23 protein-coding genes are annotated in these 19,887 nt (G+C 58.8%); 20 read left to right on the forward strand and 3 right to left on the reverse strand.

Annotated elements, in window-relative coordinates; all coding sequences use genetic code 11:
• Nucleotides 1-70: 70 nt before the first annotated feature.
• The 11 genes from HF327_RS12830 to HF327_RS12880 are packed head-to-tail and all read left to right on the forward strand — an operon-like array spanning nt 71 to nt 5,744.
• Nucleotides 71-370: a hypothetical protein gene (locus tag HF327_RS12830; RefSeq protein ID WP_198460543.1), complete on the forward strand. Its 300-nt coding sequence runs from the start codon at nt 71-73 to the stop codon at nt 368-370.
• Nucleotides 367-1,095 carry a hypothetical protein gene (locus tag HF327_RS12835; protein WP_198460544.1) on the forward strand — a complete coding sequence of 243 codons (729 nt, stop codon included), beginning with the start codon at nt 367-369 and terminating at the stop codon, nt 1,093-1,095. The genes HF327_RS12830 and HF327_RS12835 overlap by 4 nt, the downstream gene beginning before the upstream one ends.
• 12 nt (nt 1,096-1,107) lie before the next feature.
• A complete protein-coding gene (locus tag HF327_RS12840; RefSeq protein WP_198460545.1) occupies nt 1,108-1,746 on the forward strand; it encodes a hypothetical protein in 639 nt (212 codons plus the stop codon).
• Nucleotides 1,743-1,880 carry a hypothetical protein gene (locus HF327_RS12845; protein WP_198460546.1) on the forward strand — a complete coding sequence of 46 codons (138 nt, stop codon included), beginning with the start codon at nt 1,743-1,745 and terminating at the stop codon, nt 1,878-1,880. Before HF327_RS12840 ends, HF327_RS12845 begins: the two co-directional genes overlap by 4 nt.
• Nucleotides 1,877-2,056, forward strand: coding sequence for a hypothetical protein (locus HF327_RS12850; protein ID WP_198460547.1), 180 nt, complete (start codon nt 1,877-1,879; stop codon nt 2,054-2,056). Before HF327_RS12845 ends, HF327_RS12850 begins: the two co-directional genes overlap by 4 nt.
• Nucleotides 2,056-2,382 (forward strand): hypothetical protein, encoded by a 327-nt coding sequence (locus HF327_RS12855; RefSeq protein WP_198460548.1) that lies wholly within the window; start codon nt 2,056-2,058, stop codon nt 2,380-2,382. Before HF327_RS12850 ends, HF327_RS12855 begins: the two co-directional genes overlap by 1 nt.
• Nucleotides 2,379-2,666: a hypothetical protein gene (locus tag HF327_RS12860; RefSeq protein ID WP_198460549.1), complete on the forward strand. Its 288-nt coding sequence runs from the start codon at nt 2,379-2,381 to the stop codon at nt 2,664-2,666. Before HF327_RS12855 ends, HF327_RS12860 begins: the two co-directional genes overlap by 4 nt.
• The gene (locus HF327_RS12865; protein ID WP_198460550.1) at nt 2,663-2,887 is read left to right on the forward strand and encodes a hypothetical protein; all 225 of its coding nucleotides are present in this window, start codon (nt 2,663-2,665) and stop codon (nt 2,885-2,887) included. The genes HF327_RS12860 and HF327_RS12865 overlap by 4 nt, the downstream gene beginning before the upstream one ends.
• A complete protein-coding gene (locus HF327_RS12870; protein ID WP_198460551.1) occupies nt 2,887-5,052 on the forward strand; it encodes a ParB/RepB/Spo0J family partition protein in 2,166 nt (721 codons plus the stop codon). The genes HF327_RS12865 and HF327_RS12870 overlap by 1 nt, the downstream gene beginning before the upstream one ends.
• A gap of 3 nt (nt 5,053-5,055) precedes the next feature.
• Nucleotides 5,056-5,493, forward strand: a complete 438-nt coding sequence (locus HF327_RS12875) for an ASCH domain-containing protein (RefSeq protein ID WP_206764418.1) — start codon at nt 5,056-5,058, stop codon at nt 5,491-5,493.
• Nucleotides 5,490-5,744 carry a pyocin activator PrtN family protein gene (locus HF327_RS12880; RefSeq protein ID WP_198460552.1) on the forward strand — a complete coding sequence of 85 codons (255 nt, stop codon included), beginning with the start codon at nt 5,490-5,492 and terminating at the stop codon, nt 5,742-5,744. Before HF327_RS12875 ends, HF327_RS12880 begins: the two co-directional genes overlap by 4 nt.
• Here the strand turns inward: HF327_RS12880 and HF327_RS12885 are convergent.
• Nucleotides 5,732-6,790 carry a site-specific integrase gene (locus HF327_RS12885; protein WP_198460553.1) on the reverse strand — a complete coding sequence of 353 codons (1,059 nt, stop codon included), beginning with the start codon at nt 6,788-6,790 and terminating at the stop codon, nt 5,732-5,734. The two genes, HF327_RS12880 and HF327_RS12885, sit on opposite strands and share 13 nt — an antisense overlap.
• 119 nt (nt 6,791-6,909) lie before the next feature.
• Here HF327_RS12885 and dusA point away from each other — a divergent pair, with 119 nt between their 5' ends.
• The 3 genes from dusA to HF327_RS12900 all read left to right on the forward strand — a co-directional run bounded on the left by dusA (nt 6,910) and on the right by HF327_RS12900 (nt 10,222).
• A complete protein-coding gene (dusA, locus tag HF327_RS12890; RefSeq protein ID WP_198460554.1) occupies nt 6,910-7,920 on the forward strand; it encodes a tRNA dihydrouridine(20/20a) synthase DusA in 1,011 nt (336 codons plus the stop codon).
• Nucleotides 7,921-8,099: 179 nt separating this feature from the next.
• Nucleotides 8,100-9,530, forward strand: a complete 1,431-nt coding sequence (locus HF327_RS12895) for a polyhydroxyalkanoate depolymerase (RefSeq protein WP_198460555.1) — start codon at nt 8,100-8,102, stop codon at nt 9,528-9,530.
• Nucleotides 9,531-9,547: 17 nt separating this feature from the next.
• On the forward strand, nt 9,548-10,222 hold the full coding sequence (locus tag HF327_RS12900; protein WP_198460556.1) for an RnfABCDGE type electron transport complex subunit B: 675 nt from the start codon (nt 9,548-9,550) through the stop codon (nt 10,220-10,222).
• Nucleotides 10,223-10,248: 26 nt separating this feature from the next.
• On the opposite strand, the gene HF327_RS12905 is transcribed toward HF327_RS12900, so the two are convergent.
• A complete protein-coding gene (locus HF327_RS12905) occupies nt 10,249-10,473 on the reverse strand; it encodes a hypothetical protein (RefSeq protein WP_198460557.1) in 225 nt (74 codons plus the stop codon).
• Between HF327_RS12905 and dapC the strand changes: the two genes are divergently transcribed.
• From dapC to prmB, 5 genes are all read left to right on the forward strand, one after another.
• A complete protein-coding gene (dapC, locus tag HF327_RS12910) occupies nt 10,472-11,677 on the forward strand; it encodes a succinyldiaminopimelate transaminase (protein ID WP_198460558.1) in 1,206 nt (401 codons plus the stop codon). The genes HF327_RS12905 and dapC overlap by 2 nt on opposite strands.
• An 82-nt stretch (nt 11,678-11,759) precedes the next feature.
• Entirely contained in the window at nt 11,760-12,593 is an 834-nt protein-coding gene (dapD, locus tag HF327_RS12915) for a 2,3,4,5-tetrahydropyridine-2,6-dicarboxylate N-succinyltransferase (protein ID WP_099737947.1), read from the forward strand.
• A 166-nt stretch (nt 12,594-12,759) separates the two neighbouring features.
• The gene (locus HF327_RS12920) at nt 12,760-13,923 is read left to right on the forward strand and encodes a PilT/PilU family type 4a pilus ATPase (protein ID WP_198460559.1); all 1,164 of its coding nucleotides are present in this window, start codon (nt 12,760-12,762) and stop codon (nt 13,921-13,923) included.
• A gap of 66 nt (nt 13,924-13,989) precedes the next feature.
• Entirely contained in the window at nt 13,990-15,204 is a 1,215-nt protein-coding gene (gene dapE / locus HF327_RS12925; RefSeq protein WP_198460560.1) for a succinyl-diaminopimelate desuccinylase, read from the forward strand.
• Nucleotides 15,201-16,139: a 50S ribosomal protein L3 N(5)-glutamine methyltransferase gene (gene prmB / locus HF327_RS12930; protein WP_198460561.1), complete on the forward strand. Its 939-nt coding sequence runs from the start codon at nt 15,201-15,203 to the stop codon at nt 16,137-16,139. The genes dapE and prmB overlap by 4 nt, the downstream gene beginning before the upstream one ends.
• A 112-nt stretch (nt 16,140-16,251) precedes the next feature.
• Here prmB and HF327_RS12935 read toward each other — a convergent pair whose 3' ends face one another.
• Nucleotides 16,252-17,094: a ferritin-like domain-containing protein gene (locus HF327_RS12935; protein ID WP_198460562.1), complete on the reverse strand. Its 843-nt coding sequence runs from the start codon at nt 17,092-17,094 to the stop codon at nt 16,252-16,254.
• A gap of 231 nt (nt 17,095-17,325) precedes the next feature.
• Here HF327_RS12935 and HF327_RS12940 point away from each other — a divergent pair, with 231 nt between their 5' ends.
• Nucleotides 17,326-19,380, forward strand: coding sequence for an ABC-F family ATP-binding cassette domain-containing protein (locus HF327_RS12940; protein ID WP_198460563.1), 2,055 nt, complete (start codon nt 17,326-17,328; stop codon nt 19,378-19,380).
• The last annotated feature ends 507 nt before the right edge of the window (nt 19,381-19,887 follow it).

A 19,887-nucleotide genomic window follows, 5' to 3' on the forward strand; every position in this document is an offset into this window, starting at 1 on the left:
ATTTGGTATTGCAAAACTAATTACCAATTAGTAATATACCTCCGAACCCATACCGGGTTGCGGAGGTTTTATGCATTTGAATCCATTGGTAGCGCAGCTGGAGGCGCTACAAGAAGCCGAGCAATTCGTCGCCAGCTTTAAAGACGACGCAGCTCAGCAGCCCGCAGTCACCGAGCTGCTGACCAAGCTGCGCACCCAGATCCAGGTCACGCTGATTGCAATCGATACCCTGCGCGTGCAGATGGCCTGCCGCATCGCCAACAGCAACATCAGCGATTCTTGGGCAACTAAAAAGCTCTTTCAGTTTGAGCCTGGTCAGCCCGACGCCGACGCTGCGATCAAACCCCAAGAGCCGGGGGTGCAGCCATGAGCAGCACTCCACTCACCGTCCAGGTCGACACGACCAAGCTCGACAAGGTACTGGAAGAGACCCAGCACAAACTGGCCCAGTACGCCGAGTTCAAAGCAGCGCAGCAGCTGGTGCTGCGCTTTTACGAATGGCAGTGTGGCCACCACGGCACACGCCCCAGAGACACCCCTGTCTCAAGCCCCGAACAGGCAGGCGAAATCCTGAAAGCAATGAGCCACTGCATCAGCCAGCCAGGCCATTTCTGCGCCTGGCTGATGGATGGCACGCACGCCATGTCTGCCTACGTGACCGATGACTATGTTCGGGTGGGCGCAGGGGATTCCGAAATCTTCCCCCAGTGGTCATCCCTCGGATGGCAAGACGAGCGCCCTGTACTGGTTTACGGCACCGAGGCCCAAATAGCCGAACTGCGCCACCCCGACAACGCCGAGGCTGTGAGCTGCATTTGGTTCTTTGACTCTCTTCCCGCGTGGGATGGAACGAGCTTCCTGGATGACAACGTCGCCACCACCACGCTGCGGCTGGAGGAGCTGGAAAACCTGATCCGCCCTAGGGAATGGCACGAGGCGGGCAGGCCAAACCAGTTCTCTCTGCCTCCTGTCCTCAAGTCCGCCGAATCCGCCCTCGAGGACGTGCGCCAAGAGCGCGCCAGCATCGCCGCCTGCAGCGACGTACAGACGCCTGTACTAAGCACCGAATCCACCAACTCATCCGCTTCACTCTGAACGAGGCCCAGCATGACCCGCACCTCTCTTCCCGATCATGAAAACGCAATTCAGGGCCTGATACGCCAACTTGCTTGCGGCAATGAAGTCATCACTCAGCAACTACTGGACTGGATGGCAATACCGCTCCAGCACCCCGGCACCAAGCTGCGCAAAGGTCTGCTGCTCAATGGCTATGTGCAAAGCGGATCTCACTTGCTGGCGGAGATTCTTGAAGACGTGTACCACCACGCCGCCACTCGTGTATTTACACAACGTCTGCACGACCCCTATTCCGCTTTCACACCTCACACGCAACTGCTTTCAATTTTTCATGACGGCACCGATTTGGATGCGAGAACTGAACGCAAGCGTTCGACCAAAGCCATCATCAAGGATCTGATCTCTGCGCCATACGTGCAGATCAAACGCGAGAGCTGCCTCGACGCTACATGCGTCAACCGCATGAACATCGTCTTTTCCTCGGGGTCTGTGGACTTTTTGGGTGACTCTTGTGATCGTCGATGGTTTGTTGTCCAGGCCAAAAATCATCTAAGGCTGACAAAGAGCGATGACCTTTTGCTGTCCTTCTCTCAGCGTCTTGAGCGTGCCATCGGACTAAAGAACATCTTGAAGGCTCACCAGGTCTCTGACGCATTGGAGGCCGTATGACCCAGCTCTACAAAGTCCTGCGCCCTGGCGCTCGCCCCTATTACGGCGAGTACACCTCGGCCTGCGTGGCCATCCTCCTGGCTCAGTGCCTCTTTGGCATCCACAGCGCCCAAGCAAAGCCGGTGCAGCCATGAACAGCCGCCCTACTCACTTCATCACTCGGTACGACACTGCTAACGCGCAAGAGTTGCGCCGCCAGCGCCGCGTAGTGCTGGGCATGACTGCCGCGCTTGCGCTGCTGCTGGCCCTGACGGTCACAGCACCCTTCTGGGCTTCGCTCTATATCTGCCTGCGCTGGGGGTGCCTGTGATGGACACCTCAGCCACCGCCGACATGCAGCTGCGCATCAAGGGCGTGGTGACGGACTGCATTTGTCGCACCACGACCACCGGCCACGCCCAGCTCGAAATCAAGCTGGCAGCACCCGGCCAGCAGTTGGTGCGCGCCATTCACACCTATCCCAACAAAAGTCCGGCCAGCCACCACGCGGCAAGCCATCTGGCCCGCCAGCTCAAGGGCAAGCAGGCCGAGCTGTATGCCACTGACCCACGCTTTGCACGCCAGCGCCTGGACTGCACAGCCCACCACATTGCCTTTGAACCCTCTACGCCCGAGCGCAAGGACATTCACTCATGAGCCGCAGCAACCTAAAGCCCATCAACATGGCCGCCCATTTTGGTGCCAGCAAGCGCGGCCAGTCGCCGCTGGCAAAGCCCGAGCCCAGCGCCAAGGCCTTGCACCAGCGCCGCCAGGAAGAGCGCCTGCAGGTGGCAACAGCCCCCATTCGCAACGGAACGACCCGCGAAACCTATACCGGCGGCGAGCTGATGCAAAGCACCCGCGCTGGAGCGACGGACGCCTTGCGCCTGCCAAGCGTGCTGATGGGCCAGCGCACCCACCGCAAGGACAGCCAGCAATGAGCACCGGGCGCTGCAAGAGCTGCCAGCTTTGGCAACCCGAATCCACACCGCCGCGCATGCTGCAGCAGGGCTATGCCAGCTGCAAGCGCCTGAAGGTGAGCTGGCGCTTTGTCAGCGCCGAGAGCCACTGCCCGCATTACACAGAGCTGCCCGCCGACCAGGTCGAGGCCCGCCGCGCCGCTGCCGCTGCAGCCATCAAGCAAATGAAGGGAGCCAAGTAATGGCAACCAAAGACCCACTAATCGACCGCGAAGTCGTCATCAATCAGGACGCAACCACCAACAAGGGCAACCCGCTTCCGCAGGCGGGCCTAAAAGCCAAGGTGGTGGGCAAGACGCCCAACGGCCGCCAGTACCAACTGGACTGCGACGGCGCACTGGTCAACCTGCCGATGGCCGATTTCACGCTGATGACGCTGGACGGCGTCATGCCCCAGCTCAAGGCCACGGCAGGCGAAGCCGAGCAGCCCCAGGCCGCGCTGCACCAGTTTGCGCCCAGCCGCACCAACCGCACCGTGGTCGAGAACGACGAGCTGCACGCGCTGGCCGCCACCATTAAGGCCTATGGCGTGCTGCAGCCCATCATCGTGCGCAAGCTGCCGCATGAACGACTGCAGGACACCTTCGAGAACCCCGAAACGCGTAAGGCCGCCTATGAAATCATCGCGGGCGAGCGCCGCTGGCGCGCTGCGGCCATTGCCGGGCTGCGCACCATTCCCTACCTGCTGCGCAACGCCGAAGGGCTGGAGGCGCTGCAGATCCAGCTGATCGAGAATCTGCACCGCCAAGACCTGAACCCGCTGGAGGAAGCCCATGGCCTGCATCGCCTGATTGAAGAGTTCAGCCTGACCCGCGAAGCCGCCGCAGATGCCATTGGCAAGGGCCGCAGCCATGTCTATGAGACGCTGCGCCTGCTGTCGCTGTCACCCAAGGCCATGGCCGCGCTGAAGGAAGGCCGCATGCCCCGCAGCCTGGCACTGCTGGTGCTGCAGCGCCCCACGCTAGCCATGCAGGAAGAATTTACCGAGCGTGTGCTGACAGGCGGTGCAGACGGCGGCACCATGAGTCTGCGCAGCGCGCAAGACCTTGCCCGCCGCAACTACATGACCGAGCTGGACAAGGCTCCGTTCGACCTGACGGACGCCCTGCTCTGCCCCCAGGCCGGTGCCTGCACCCACTGCCCCAAGCGCACAGGTGCCACGCCCGAGCTGTGGGACAAGCAAGGCCCGGACGCCTGCACCGACACCACCTGCTTTGCCGAAAAGAAAGAGGCCCACCTAGCCCGCGTGAAGGCCGACGCCGTGCAAGCCGGTCGCCAGATCATCAGCGGCAAGGCAGCGCGCGACATCATGCCGACTGAGACTGGCTCCATGCGCGGCTATATCGCGCTGGACAAGGCGAGCCAGGGCAGCAAGGCCGAAACTCGCCAGGTGCTGGGCCAGGAAGTCCCCGCCAGCCGCGTGGTGCTGATCGAGACCCCCAGTGGCAGCTTTACCGAAGCCGTGCCCGTGCACGCCGCCAGCGAGGCAGTGCAGGAAAAGGCACAGGAAGCCAAGACAGCACCCAAGGCGGACAAGCCCAAGGGCAAGGAAGCACAAGCCCCCGCGCCCGACCGCGCCACGCTGCAGGCCGAATACGAACGCCGCTGGCGTGAGAGGGCTGTCACAGCCACGATCGCCGGGCTGGCCACATGCCCTGATGAGGCCGTGGACTACCTGCCATCGTGGATCTCGCTGCATGTGCTGGAAAAGCTGGCCGCAGACGTCCCCAAGGCGCAGTTGATGGCCATCTTTGACATCGCCGATGACAAGTACTACGACGATGCGCTTTCTGAAGCGCTGTCCAACGCCTCAGAAGCGCCGCTACCAGCCAAGTTGATCACCATCATGCAGATGGTCTGCACCCAGGACCTGAGGACCGACAAGCCCACCGTCTTCTACTACCTAGAAGAGCTGCAGAACCTGGCCGAATTCCACCTGGAAGGCATACAGAACCAGGTGCAAGTCGAGATGAAGACCGAAGCCGCACAGCGCGCAGGCAAGACACCGGCCAAGTCCACAGGCAAGAAGCCCGAGCCCAAGGTCAAGCAACAGGAAGCCAGCGCGGCTATCGCCAAGGCCATGCAGGCTGCTGAAGCCCAGCAAACCAACGGCTTTCAGGAGCTGCAGAAGGTTCGCATTCTGCGAGATCTGCGCGGCCCCGGCGGCCAGTTGCTGCCCACCAAAGACCGGATCGCATACATCACCGAAAAGATGGGAGACCGCACCTGGTGGCTGGAGCTGCCGCAAGACCCCCACGTATCGCTAGATGACATGGACGCCGCTATGCGCTGGCAGCCGAGCGCCGATTACACCGAAATCCAGGCACTGGAAGAAAGCGAGGCCTAAGAAATGATCCCCGCACTGAGCATTCGCCAGCCCTGGGCCTGGCTCATCGTCAACGGCCACAAAGACATAGAAAACCGCGACTGGCCCACCAACTTTCGCGGCCGCCTGCTCATCCACGCAGGTCTGACCATGACCCGCGCCTACTACGACCAGGTCGTGCAGGAGCTGGACGGCATGGGCCTGCTGCCCGCAGACCTTCCCGCCTTTGAAGATCTGCAGCGCGGCGGGTTTGTCGGCTGGACGCATGTGGTCGGCTGCGTGCAGGAGTCCAGCTCGAAGTGGAAGCAGGAAGGCAGCTGGGGCTTTGTGCTGCGCGACAGCCGCCCAATCCCTTTTCACCCCTGGAAGGGAAAGCTCCAGTTCTTCAACGTGCCCAACGATGTGTTTTCAGGCGAAGAGCAGCGACTTGCTCATGTGAAAGAAGAGAGGGCCACCACATGAACACGCACTTCGCATTGCTGGCCAAATTCGGCGACGTCAATATTCCACTGGATAAGGTCTGCAAAGACTTCTTCGGAATGGAGCCAAAAAAAGCAAATGAGCGCGCATGCCGCCAGGATTTGCCAGTGCCTACATATAAGTTAGGCGGTTCACGTAGCCCTTGGCTGGTAGATGCAATCAAGCTGGCCGAATACATCGACAGGAAAAAAATCGAAGCAGAAAACGACTGGCATCGTATTCACACTGCTTGACGCTCGGGGACGTTCTCAGCCTTTAAATGCGTGTAGCGCTTCAATGTTGCCCACGATTCATGCAATGTGAACTGCGCAACCTCTTGAATGCTATACCCGCGCTCAAACAAGCGGCTTGTCGCCTCATGGCGCAAGTCGTGAAAATGCAAGTCTTCCAAACCCAAAACTTGGCAAGCTCGGGTAAACGCCGAACCAACGCTCTTAGGGTTGTACGGAAACACATATTCGCTAGTTCGCGGTTGCAGCTGGATGATCTCCAAGGCCTCTTTCAAGATACGAAAGTCGCGCCGATTTCCTGTTTTTTGCGTTGGGTGCTTTACATCATCAAGCCAACCAATCCGCTTATCAAAATCCACATCCACCCATTTCAAGCGGCATATTTCTTCCTGTCGCCGTGCAGATAAAAGAGCAAAGCTAAAAATAACTGCCATCGGTATTTGCGCACGATTATCTCGGCTTCCGAAATAAGCATGCAGCTCTTCCTCTTCCACCTTGTTTAACCGGCGCTTGCGCTGCACAGGCTTAGAGATCGTCTTGGTGCGCAACAACTCTTGCTTGGCAGCGGTCACTGCGGCCAACGGCTGAGCAATGTCAAACATAGCATGTCCAGATAAGAATGCCTGACGCAGCCACACAATGTCGTTAAGCACAGTTGCTGGTCCAGCACCATCAACCACGCGACGACGCTTGGCGTACTCAATCAAATCAGCAGTCGTCAACAAGCGCGCGTCTTTGCTAGCCAGCCCTCCTTCTCTCAACCGCTTGATATCTGAGGTCTTGGAGCGCCCCCACACTGTCACACCTTTGGCTTGCTGCACGTAGTAATCCAGCAGATCGCCCACCGTCACTTTATTTCGCCCCAACTCCCCACGGGCTCTGGCCTCTTGCAAGCTGGCTTCACGCTTGGTCAGCCAGGCCTGGGCCAAAGCCTTCTTTGTGAAAGTTTGAGCTTCTGTGTGCACAATTACGCCGTTTTCTTTAAGGCGAATCTGCGCCGTGTAAGCCTCCGTGCCGTCCGCACGTTTCCTCTTTGAAATAGTTCCCATGATGTCAGTGCTACAAGCCTTTGGCGTAGCACTCACTGTAGCACCGCTAGGCGAAACAGGGGGTTTTTCGGGGTGTTTTGGGGTGCTATATCGGTGCTACGGACAGGCATTTTGAAGCCATGAACAAGCAAATAACACAAACAAATCAACAAGATAGCAGCATGTGGCGCATGTCAGTTGCGCCAATGATGGACTGGACAGATAAACACTGCCGCTACTTTCACCGACTGCTCAGCCAACACACCTTGCTCTACACCGAGATGGTGACAACCGGCGCACTAGTACATGGCGATGTGGCTCGCCACCTGCGTTTTGAAGCACAAGAGCACCCTGTTGCGCTACAGCTGGGCGGATCTGAGCCTGGCGATCTGGCGCACAGCGCGCGTCTGGGCGAGCAGTGGGGCTATGACGAGATCAACCTCAACTGCGGCTGCCCTAGCGAGCGTGTGCAGCGCGGCGCGTTTGGGGCTTGCTTGATGAATGAAGCCTCTTTGGTGGCCGATTGCGTCAAGGCCATGGTCGATGTTGTTTCTGTGCCTGTGACCGTCAAGCACCGCATCGGCATTGACAAGATTGAAAGCTATGACTTTGTGCGTGACTTTGTCGGCACCGTGGCTGAAGCAGGCTGCAATGTGTTTGTGGTTCACGCCCGTAATGCATGGCTCAAAGGCCTGTCGCCCAAGGAAAACCGCGAAGTCCCGCCGTTGCGCTATGAAATAGTGGCCCAGCTCAAGCGCGACTTCCCGGCCCTGACGATTGCTGTCAATGGCGGCATCAAGACCGACGAAGTGGTACAACAGCAACTCGGGCTGGTTGATGGTGTGATGGTAGGCCGCGAGGCCTATCACAACCCTTGGTGGATGGCCTCTTGGGACGGCCTTTACTATCAGGATGAGAGCAAGGAGCGCACACGTGAAGCCATTGAGGAGCAGATGGTGCTCTATATGGAGTGCGAAGCGCGCGAGCATGGTACGAACTGGTATTCAATTGCCCGTCACATGCTGGGCTTGCGCAATGGTTTGGCCGGCGCACGCCGCTGGCGTCAAGTCTGGAGCGATCACCGCATGAAAACCCAGCCGCCTCATGAAGTGATGAAGCTGGCCCGCACCAAGCCCGGCGAAACGGACTGAGCACCCACTGAAACCATTACCGGAAGAAGCTGACAGTGTCAGCTTTTTTCTTTCATGCAAGTGGCACGAAAGCCCGCGTTGTGCATTGCCATCAGATGAAGCATGAGAAGTCAATTTACTACTTCGCTTGTCAACTGTCGCTGTTATATTGCACTGCAACATAACCGCAAAAGTGCCACATGCTCTATCAGATCTACGAAATGCAACGCGCAATGGTCGAGCCATTTGCAGACTTTGCCCAAGCCGCCTCCAAGTTTTACAACAATCCGCATTCCGTCTTCAGCAAGGTGCCCATGGCCCAGCGTATGGCGGCGGGTTTCAATCTCGTGTATCGACTGGGCAAAGATTATGAAAAGCCTCAGTTCGATTTGCACAACGTCGAAGTCGATGGCGTTGATGTAACCATCCGCGAGCGCGTGGAAGTCGACAAGCCATTTTGCGAACTGCGCCGCTTCAAGCGCTTCTCTGATGACCCGCATACGCTGGAAGCCATGCTCAGCCAGCCCGTGGTGCTGATCGTCGCGCCCCTCTCCGGTCACTACGCTACCTTGCTGCGCGACACCGTGCAAAGCATGCTCAGCGGCCACAAGGTCTACATCACTGACTGGAAGAATGCGCGTACCGTGCCATTGTCCGACGGTGAGTTCCACCTTGACGACTATGTGAACTATGTGCAGGAGTTCATTCGCTACCTGCAGGGCCGCTATGGTCAGTGCCACGTGGTCAGCGTCTGCCAGCCCACCGTGCCCGTGCTGGCAGCGGTATCGCTCATGGCCAGTCGCGGCGAGAGCACGCCTTTGTCCATGACCATGATGGGCGGCCCTATCGATGCCCGCCGCTCGCCCACGGCCGTGAACAATCTGGCGGAAACGCGCAGCTTTGAATGGTTTGAGAGCAACGTCATCTACGAAGTGCCCAACAACTACCCTGGCGCAGGCCGCCGCGTCTACCCCGGCTTCTTGCAGTATTCGGGCTTTGTGGCCATGAATCCCGACCGCCATGCCAACAGCCATTACGACTACTTCAAGGATTTGATCAAGGGCGACGAAGCCAGTGCCGAGCACCACCGCAAGTTCTACGACGAGTACAACGCCGTACTGGACATGGATGCGGACTACTACCTCGAAACCATCGCCACGGTGTTCCAGGAATACAAGCTGGTCAACGGCACCTGGAATGTACGCAACGAGCAAGGCCAGCCCGAACTGGTGCGCCCACAAGATATCAAGAACACCGCGCTGCTGACCGTGGAGGGCGAGCTGGACGATATCTCCGGGTCCGGCCAGACCCGTGCTGCGCATGATCTGTGCTCAGGCATCAAAGAATCGGCACGCCAGCATATTGAAGTGCAAGGCGCTGGCCACTACGGTATCTTCAGCGGCAGCCGCTGGCGCAAGACGGTGTACCCGCAGGTCCAGGCCTTCATCCACTCCCACCAGCCGGCAGCCGCCACAGCCGCCAGCGCTGCAGGCCACCTGAGCAGTGTGAGCGACGATGCGCCCACGCCTGAAAGCCTGATGGAAAACTACGAGCCGGCCAAGCCGGAAAAAACAGGTCAAAATAGCGCCCCCGCCCCTAAACAGCGCAACAACCATCGCGCCAGGGCCTAAAGGCTTAACAGACCAGCATGAACGCATCACTGTCCGCAGCCTCCCCGCTTCAAGCACTGGCTGCGAACATTGATGCAGCCCTGCCCCAGACTCAATGTACGCGCTGCGGTTACCCCGACTGCGCGTCGTATGCCGGTGCCATTGCCAGTGGTGAAGCCCCCATCAATCAATGCCCACCGGGCGGCCAGGAAGGCGTTCGCCGCCTTTCGATCATCACAGGCCAAAGCGAAATCCCATTGAGCGCCGAACATGGCATCGATGCACCACGCACACTGGCCGTCATTGACGAAGCCTGGTGCATTGGCTGCACGCTCTGCATCAAGGCGTGCCCTACCGATGCCATTCTGGGTGCCAACAAGCGCATGCACACCGTCATTACCGAGCATTGCACCGGATGCGAACTCTGCATTCCCGTCTGCCCCGTGGACTGTATTGAGCTCATCAATGCGAGCGACGAGGCCACAGGCTGGGATGCATGGAGCTCCGCACAGGCCGCCCATGCCCGCGATCGCTACAGCGCCCACCTGCAGCGCACGGGCCGCAAGGCCAACGCCCCCGTTCGCACCACCGCCCTTGCACCCGTGACTGAAGCCACGACAGATACACCGCAGCCCGCAGCGCCAGCGGCTGATAAAAAAGCGACGATTGCCGCCATTTTGGCCAAGGCAAAAGCCCAGCGCGCCGGTCTTTGATAAAAACAGGCTCTAGCGCTTATCTATCAAGCGCTAGCAGCTATCAATTGATGAGTCTTCATACCTTTGGACTGCTGACTCACACCCCATTTCTTTTGTCGTAAGCATCTGACTTTTTGCCTTGATAGCGGGCTTTTCGCCATCACTTTCGACGAAAAATACAAAAAGTGACGACGAAAAGCGGCAAACCCGGCACTTATCTGCCCTGATTTTCCATGCGGAAATGGCATCAGCCCATAATGTGCATCCATGAACCCCCTGCTCTCGCGACTCCAACCCTATCCGTTTGAACGCCTTCGCCAGCTGTTTGCCTCCGTACAGCCTCCTGCAGGTGTGCGCCCCATCAGTCTGGGGATTGGTGAGCCGCGCCACGCTACGCCTGCGTTTATTGAGCAGGCGCTGAGCAGCGAACTACAGGGTCTGTCGGTTTACCCCGCCACCGCCGGTATGCCTGTGCTGCGCGAAGCCTGTGCAAAGTGGGCCAATCAGCGCTACGGTATTGAGCTCAATGCAGCCACGCAGGTGCTGCCCGTCAATGGATCACGTGAGGCATTGTTTGCCTTCACGCAAGTGGTGGTGGACAACACCCAGCCCGGTGCCCGCGTCATCTGCCCCAACCCCTTCTATCAAATCTATGAAGGCGCAACGCTGCTGGCCGGTGCCACACCTTTCTACGCAGCCAGCGATGCATCGCGTAACTTTGCCGTGAACTGGGATGCCGTACCCGAGGATGTGTGGCAGAACACGCAGTTGATTTTTGTCTGCTCGCCCGGCAACCCCACGGGCGCGGTGATGCCTCTGTCTGAATGGGAAAAGCTGTTTGCCCTGTCTGACAAGCACGGCTTTGTCATTGCCAGCGACGAGTGCTATAGCGAGATTTACTTTCAGGAAGAAGCTCCGCTGGGCGGACTGGAAGCGGCGAAAAAGCTGGGCCGCCATGATTTCAAGAATCTGGTGATGTTCACCAGCCTGTCCAAGCGCAGCAATGTACCTGGCCTGCGCAGCGGCTTTGTGGCGGGTGATGCCGCCCTGCTCAAATCCTTCTTGCTCTATCGAACCTACCACGGCGGTGCCATGAGCCCCGTCGTGCAGACGGCATCCGTAGCCGCGTGGAACGACGAGGCCCATGTGCAGGAAAACCGCCGCCTGTACCGCGAAAAATTTGCGCAAGTCACGCCTGTGCTCTCCAGGGTCATGGATGTGAAGCTGCCCGACGCCAGCTTCTACCTGTGGGCAGGTATTCCCACCGAATTGGGCATGGATGATGCGCAATTCGCCAAAGAGCTGTATATTCATACAGGTGTTACGGTTTTACCCGGCAGTTATCTGGCCCGCGAAGCCAATGGCTTCAACCCCGGTGCCAACCGTATCCGCATGGCACTGGTGGCAGAAACGGCAGAATGTCTGGAAGCCGCTCAGCGCATTGCCCAATTCATTGAAGCCCGTACACGCTAATACTCCCTCACAAGGCCTGCCCCCGCAGGCCTTTTATGACTCAACGATTCACCTCAACTTTCGATCTTTGACCGAAAAAATCATGACGCAACAACTGCAATCCATCATCGACACCGCTTGGGACAACCGTGCCAATGTCTCGCCTTCCTCCGCCTCCAAGGAAGTGGCAGATGCCGTGGAACACGTGATTGCCGAACTCAACGACGGCAAGCTGCGCGTAGCGACCCGCGAAGGCGTGGGCCAGTGGACTGTGCACCAGTGGATCAAGAAGGCCGTGCTGCTGTCCTTCCGCCTCAAAGACAACGCACTGATCAACGGCGGCGCGCTGAACTTCTTCGACAAGGTCCCCACCAAGTTTGAAGGCATGACTGAAGCCCAGATCGCCGCTACCGGCGTGCGCGTGGTGCCCCCAGCCGTGGCCCGTCGCGGCTCCTTCATCGCCAAAGGCGCGATTCTGATGCCTTCCTATGTGAACATCGGCGCCTATGTGGACGAAGGCACCATGGTCGATACATGGGCCACCGTGGGCTCCTGCGCACAAGTGGGCAAAAACGTGCACCTGTCCGGTGGCGTGGGCCTGGGCGGCGTGCTGGAACCCCTGCAAGCCAACCCCACCATCATTGAAGACAACTGCTTTATCGGCGCGCGCTCCGAAGTGGTGGAAGGCGTGATCGTGGAAGAAAACTCGGTGCTGGGCATGGGCGTGTACATCGGTCAGTCCACGCCTCTGTTCAACCGCGAAACCGGTGAAATCAGCTACGGACGCGTGCCTAGCGGCTCGGTGGTGGTCAGCGGCAACATCCCCAAGCAAACCAAGGATGGCAAGGACTACTCCATGTACGCCGCCATCATCGTCAAGCGCGTGGATGCACAAACCCGCTCCAAGACCAGCATCAACGACCTGCTGCGCGACTGATTCATAACTCCGTGAGAACAAGCCTGCCCGCCCTCAAAGCGCGCAGGCTTTTTTCATGCGCCAAATCACGGCTCGGGCCAGTGCCCCTCACGCCTCGCATAACAAGGCGCTAACATGCGCACACTAAGGGGCCTGCGTACAAGCGGCGTAAAGGGATGAGGAAAAAATGAGCACCATGGAAAAAATTCTGCGTCTGATGGCTGACAAAAAGGCGTCCGACGTATATCTGTCGGCCCGGGCGCCAGCCATGATCAAGATCAACGGCATCAGCGTTCCCATCAACAACCAGGAACTGCCGGTTGACGCTCCTCTGGCCCTGCTGGCCGAGGTCGTCAGCGCCGAAGCCATTGAGGAGCTCAAGCAGACGGGCGAGCTGAATATGGCCATTCCCTTGCAGGACGTGGGCCGTTTCCGTATCAGCGCCATGCGCCAGCGCGGCAGCTATGCCGTGGTCATTCGTTTTATCTCGTATCAGATTCCCTCGCGCGACAGCCTGAACCTGCCGCCCGTCGTCAGTAGTTTGGTCATGGAAAAGCGCGGTCTGATCCTGGTTGTGGGTGCCACAGGCTCGGGCAAGAGCACCACGCTGGCCTCCATGATTGAAGAGCGCAACGAAAAGCTCTCGGGTCATATCCTGACGGTGGAAGACCCCATCGAGTTTCAGTTCCGCAGCAAAAAATCTATCGTCAACCAGCGCGAAGTCGGCACCGATACCGCCACACTGGCAACCGCGCTCAAGAATGCGCTGCGCCAGGCACCCGATGTGATCCTGATCGGCGAAATTCGCGACCGCGAGACCATGTCCGCCGCACTGGCCTATGCCCAGTCCGGCCATCTGTGTCTGGCCACGCTGCACGCCAACAACAGCTACCACGCGCTCAACCGTATCCTGTCCTTCTTCCCGGAAGAAGTGCGCCCCTCTATGCTGGGTGAGCTGGCAGCCTCGCTCAAGGCCGTGATCTCCCAGCGTCTGGTGCGTTCCATCAACCACACGCGCGTGCCGGCGGTAGAAGTCATGCTCAACACCAAGCTCATCAGCGACATGATTCAGAAGGGTGACTTTGGCGGCGTGAAGGAATCCATGGAAAAATCCATGGCCGAAGGCTCACAAACCTTTGAAGAAGCGCTGGCGACCTTGGTGCGCAATGGCACAATCGAGCGCAATGAAGCGCTGTCCTATGCCGACTCGCCTACCAATCTGATGTGGCGTATGGATAATGATTCCAGCCGCGCACCAGTCAGCCCCATGGTCGTCACCGATGTGATGCTGCCCGACGAAGACGATCAGCCGTCTTTCACGGAAATCACCCTCGATGTCAAAACCGCCTGACCTTGCACTGCCCCTGCAGTCAGCGCCAGCAGTCCTGACATTGTTTTAGTTTGAAGCCCCAATCCCATGTCCCGGACCCTGCAACTGACCGAGCAGCTCATCAGCCTGCCTTCTGTCACCCCCGAAGATGCCGGCTGCCTTGAGCTGCTGACCGATGCCCTGAAACCCATGGGCTTTGCCTGTGAGCGGCTGGACAGCGGCCCCGCCGACTTCCGCGTGCAAAACCTATGGGCAAAACATGCTTCAGCGCAAACAACATCTGCGCAAGGCGCTATCGAAACGGATAGACCCGTGCTCGTGTTTGCCGGCCATACCGATGTGGTACCACCCGGCCCGCTCAAGGAATGGAACAGCCCGCCATTTGTGCCCACACACCGCAATGGCCGCCTCTACGGCCGGGGCGCCAGCGACATGAAAACCTCCATCGCCGCCTTTGTCGTGGCGCTGGAAGAGTTCCTCAAGGGCACGCCTGAGCCCGCATTCGACATCGCACTGCTGCTGACCAGCGATGAGGAAGGCCCTTCCATTGACGGCACCAAGGTCGTGGTTGAAGAACTGCGCAAGCGCGGCGAGCGCCTGGATTGGTGCATTGTGGGCGAGCCCACTTCCGTCAAGCGTACCGGTGACATGATCAAGAACGGCCGCCGCGGCACCATGAGCGGCAAGCTCACTGTGAACGGCGTACAAGGCCATATCGCCTATCCACAACTGGCACGCAACCCCATTCACGAAGCCCTGCCCGCGCTGGCCGAGCTGGCTGCCACCGTCTGGGACCGTGGCAATGACTTCTTTCCGCCCACCAGCTGGCAGATCAGCAACATCCACGGCGGCACAGGCGCAAGCAATGTAATCCCCGGCCATGTGGTCATCGACTTCAACTTCCGCTTCTGTACCGAGTCCAGTGCGGACTCTCTGCAGCAGCGCGTGCATGAAGTACTGGAACGCCACGGCGTTGAATACTCGCTGGTCTGGACCATTGGCGGCCAGCCCTTCCTGACCACCCCCGGCACACTGGTGAAGGCCGTGCAAGCCGCCATCAAGGATGAAACCGGTCTGGATACCGAGCTGTCCACCACCGGCGGCACCAGCGACGGTCGCTTCATCGCGCAAATCTGCGCGCAGGTCATCGAAGTGGGCCCGCCCAACGCCAGCATCCACAAAATCGACGAAAACATTGCTGTGGCCGATATCGAGCCGCTCAAGAACATTTACCGCAAGACGCTGGAACAACTTCAGTGCCAGCAAACCACCACCGCGCCCAACGCAGCGACCACCCCATGAACGCAAGCTCCTCCCCCGCCATCACCGGCAACACCATTGCCGAACTGATTGCCAGCGGCGCGCAGGCGCTGACTGCGGCTGGCGTGGCCTTTGGCCATGGCACAGCCACGGCCGAAGACGAAGCCGCATGGTTGGTTCTCTGGAAGCTGGCGCTGCCAGTGGACAGCGAACTCACGCCCGGCGCGCCAGAATCCGTATCCAGTCAGGCCGTAACGCCAGAGCAGCAAGCGCAGATAGCTACACTTTTTGAGGAGCGCATCCGCACGCGCAAGCCTGCCGCCTATCTGACCAATGAAGCCTGGCTGGTCGGCGTCCCCTTCTACGTCGATGAGCGCTCCATCGTCCCGCGCAGCTTTATTGCCGAGCTGCTGGCTGACGGCAGCATCGACGACTGGCTGAGCGACAAAACCACCCAAGTGCTGGACCTGTGCACCGGCAACGGCTCGCTGGCCTGTCTGGCCGCCATGGCCTACCCCGATGTACAAGTCACAGGTGCCGACATCTCGACCGACGCACTGGCTGTGGCCCGTATCAACGTCGACAAGCATGGGCTGCAAGAGCGCGTGACCCTACTGGAAAGCAACGGTCTGAGCGCCGTGCCCGGCCCATGGGATCTGGTGCTGTGCAACCCGCCTTACGTCAACTCCGACAGCATGGGCAAGCTGCCCGCCGAATACCTGGCCGAGCCTGAACTGGCCCTGGCCGGTGGCACAGATGGCATGGACTTCATTCGCCAGCTGCTGCAAGACCTGCCCGCGCGTCTGAACAAGGACGCCGTGGTGATTCTGGAAATTGGCAACGAAAAGCCGTTCTTTGAAGCCGCCTTCCCAGACCTACCCATCTTCTGGCTCGATACCAGCTCGGGCGACGAGCAAGTGCTGCTGATTACCGAAGAAGCGCTGCGCCACTGGTCAAATAATGCTCTACCGCAATAAAAATAAGCACTTGCAGCTATCAAAATAGCGGTATCAGACGCAACCAAAGGCCCGGACTCGCCAGAGGTACCGGGCCTTTTACATGTAGCTCGTTGATGACGATCAGCAGCGCTTAACCGTGTGCCAGCACCCGCGTCGCCAATTTCGAGATAGGTGTTCGTATCAGCCCCTCCACCCGTTGCGGCAGCAGCATGGGCTTGAGCAACATACGCACCGCCAGATCCGCTGGCAGGCGGCTGCTGATCAGCTCGTAAATATGTTGCGCCCTCTCTTCCAAGAGACCCGTTGTAGCGGAAAAATACTGCCCCTTGTGCGCCCAAACATGGCGCAGCGCAATCTCCGTATCGCTATCGCGCAGCTCCTTGAGCCGCCCATACAGCGCCCTGGCAATGCGTGCGCGCCCCACCGGGGATTCGTCCTGCATCTCTTTGAAGAACTTGAGAAAGTGCTTGAAGTGATTCACCTCGTCATTGCGAATATGCCCCAGCATCTGACTCAGCACCGGCTCGTCACTCAAATCGCGCAGCGTATGGTAGTAAGCCGTGGTGCTGGTCTCCACCACGCAGCGCGCTACCAGTTCAAGCCGCTGATCGGGATAGAGCTCTTCCATGGTGCACAGCTGCGAATACTCGGCAAAAAAACTGTCATAGGCCTGCTGCCAAGGGAATGCGGGCCACACCGCCTCTACATAGGCCCGCAAGGCTCTGCCGTGCTGCAACTCCTCCGCTTCCCACTGGGTGGTGAGCCAGTCCGCAATCTCAGGCCAGGCCGCGTAATGTTCGGCCAGATTCGCTGCATAGGTATCTGAGCCTGTTTCGATGAACGAGGCACTCATCAGCAAGAAGAACAAATCTTCATTGTCCGCAACCAGTGTGCGATCAATGGCTGAAAAGTCTATGTCCTCGACGCGCCAATGTGCGGCGGTCTTTGGTGTGTATGACACGTTTTGCTGCATTCGTTGCTGAACCCAGAGCTGTAACGGGCTAAAAGATACGCGATCTTGACAAGACAAGCACCTCTATTGCGTCAGATTTCACCGACATTACAGGCTAATAACAATTTGAGCTACGCTTTATTGCTGGCTTTGTACCTGCGAAATCGACGGCTGAGCACTGCCTTTATCACGGCAGCTTATTTCACGGGGCCGCAAGCTGACATCCAATCACTGGGATAATCAGCCCCAGTCATGATCAGCCTCAAGAACATCACGCTGCGCCGCGGCACCAAAGTCCTGCTCGACCAGGTTAGCACCACCATCAACCCGGGAGAATCCGTGGGCCTCGTCGGCCGTAACGGTGCGGGTAAGTCCAGCCTGTTTGCTCTGCTCAACGGCAGCATCAGCGAAGACGGTGGTGATTTCTTCATCCCCCCGCAATGGCGCATGGCCCAGGTGGCCCAGCACATGCCCGAGACGGACGAGTCCGCTACCCAGTTTGTGCTGGATGGCGACACACGCTTGGCCGAGCTCAATGCCAAGCTTGCCGCAGCTGAAGCGTCTGAAGACGGCATGGAAATCGCCCAAGCCTATATCGACTTGGGCGATGCCGGTGCCCATGATGCGGAAGCACGCGCCCAAGCGCTGATTCTGGGTCTGGGCTTCAAGGTCTCCGAGCTGAGCCACCCCGTCAACAGTTTCTCGGGCGGCTGGCGCATGCGCCTGCAACTGGCCCGCGCGCTCATGGCGCCTAGCGACCTCTTGCTGCTGGACGAACCAACCAACCACTTGGACTTGGACGCTCTGGTCTGGCTGGAAGCCTGGCTCAAGCGCTACAGCGGCACGATGATCGTCATCAGCCACGACCGCGAGTTCCTGGACGCCATCACCAACGTCACCCTGCAAATTCAGGGCGGCCAGATCAACCGCTACGGCGGCAATTACTCGCGCTTTGAAGAGCTGCGTGCCCAGCAGCTGGAGCTGCAAGCCGCCAGCTTTGCCAAGCAGCAAGAGAAGATGGCCCACCTGCAGAAGTTTATTGACCGCTTCAAGGCCAAGGCCAGCAAAGCCAAGCAGGCGCAAAGCCGGGTCAAGCAGCTCGAGCGCATGGAAAAAATCGGCCCTGTGCTGGCCGAAGCCGAATTCACCTTCGAGTTCAAAGAGCCAGCGAGCTTGCCCAACCCCATGCTGGCCATCAGCGATGCCTCTTTTGGTTACACCGATGAAGAAGGCAATCAGACCACCATCCTGCGCGGCGTCAACCGCTCGGTGCTGGCCGGTCAGCGCATCGGTATTTTGGGTGCCAACGGTCAGGGTAAGTCGACCTTGGTCAAGACCATTGCCCGCGAGATGAAACAGCTGGCCGGTGAAGTGACCGAAGGCAAGGGCCTGAACATTGGCTACTTTGCCCAGCAAGAACTGGACGTGCTGCGCCCCAGCGAAAATCCACTGGAGCACATGATCCGTCTGGCCCGCGAACTCGGCGCTGCAGCACCTGCCGCCAGCCGCGAGCAAGATCTGCGCACCTGGCTAGGCACCTTCAACTTCAGCGGCGACATGGTCAAACAGGCCGTGGGCAGCATGAGCGGTGGCGAAAAAGCCCGCCTGGTGCTGGCCATGATCGTCTGGCAGCGCCCCAACCTGCTGCTGCTTGACGAACCTACCAACCACCTGGACTTGGCCACCCGCGAAGCGCTGGCAATGGCGATCAACGACTTTGACGGCACCGTCATGCTGGTATCCCACGACCGTTCGCTGCTGCGCTCGGTCTGTGAAGACTTCTGGATGGTCGGCCGCGGCGTTGTGGGTCCCTTCGATGGCACGCTGGACGACTACCAGCGCTACCTGCTGGACGAATCCAAGCGCCTACGCGAGGAAGCCCGTCAGGCAGAGAACAATGCCCGCACTGAAAAGCCTGCGGAAGTTCAGGCTCCAGAGCCCGTAGCTCCAGTCGTGCAAGCGGTTGAAACGCCTAAAGTAGAAGCAATTGCTATCGCTGCAGGCGCAACCGCCGCAATGGCTGACCCCAAGGAAGCCCGCCGCCTGGCCGCCGCCGCGCGCCAGCAGCTAGCCGACAAGACCAAGCCCTTCAAGAAAGAGCTGGAACAAATCGATAAAAAACTGCCCCAGCTCAACACCCAGCGCAACACGCTGGAAGAAAAGCTGGCCACCTCCGGCCTGCCCGCTGGCGATATCGTCGAAGCCGGCAAGCTGCTGAGCAATGTGAATGGCGAAATCGAGCAGCTGGAAGAGCGCTGGCTGGAGCTGTCGGAACAAATCGAGGCTCTGGCTACCGAAGTTTGCTAAGCACCTGCAGCCTTAGCCTGCAGACCTAAAAATAGCGGCCAACCTATGCAAGTCATAGGAAGGCCGCTATTTTTTTAATGATTCAAAAAACATCACTAAACGCAGGTTTCATTTACTTGCTTAATTAATTCAGCTTGCTGTCAACCAGCAGTCAGAACCACGCGTTGAACACGTAAAGGAGTGAACTGCAATGACCAACACTGTGACCGACACCGCCCAAGCACTGCCCGCAAAGGCTGCCGTAGCTATGTCCTTGATGGCTTGGCCTTGGGATGAACGCGATCGCAAGCGTGCCCCTTCCGCAGCGTGATTCCCGCTTTGAAAAAATAATTTAAAAAATTTTCAAAAGCTGTCAACCAGCTGAATCTATCAAGCGTTGTACAGGCATACAGGAGAACTTTCCCATGCAAATCCTCAACATCATGAACATCTGGCCCGAAGACGAACGCGATCGCAAGCGCTAAGCGCTCATCAGCAATACGGCGCATTTTTGCGCTGACTATTGCA

It is taken from the genome of Comamonas suwonensis (assembly GCF_012844455.2).
Classification (GTDB): domain Bacteria; phylum Pseudomonadota; class Gammaproteobacteria; order Burkholderiales; family Burkholderiaceae_C; genus Comamonas; species Comamonas suwonensis.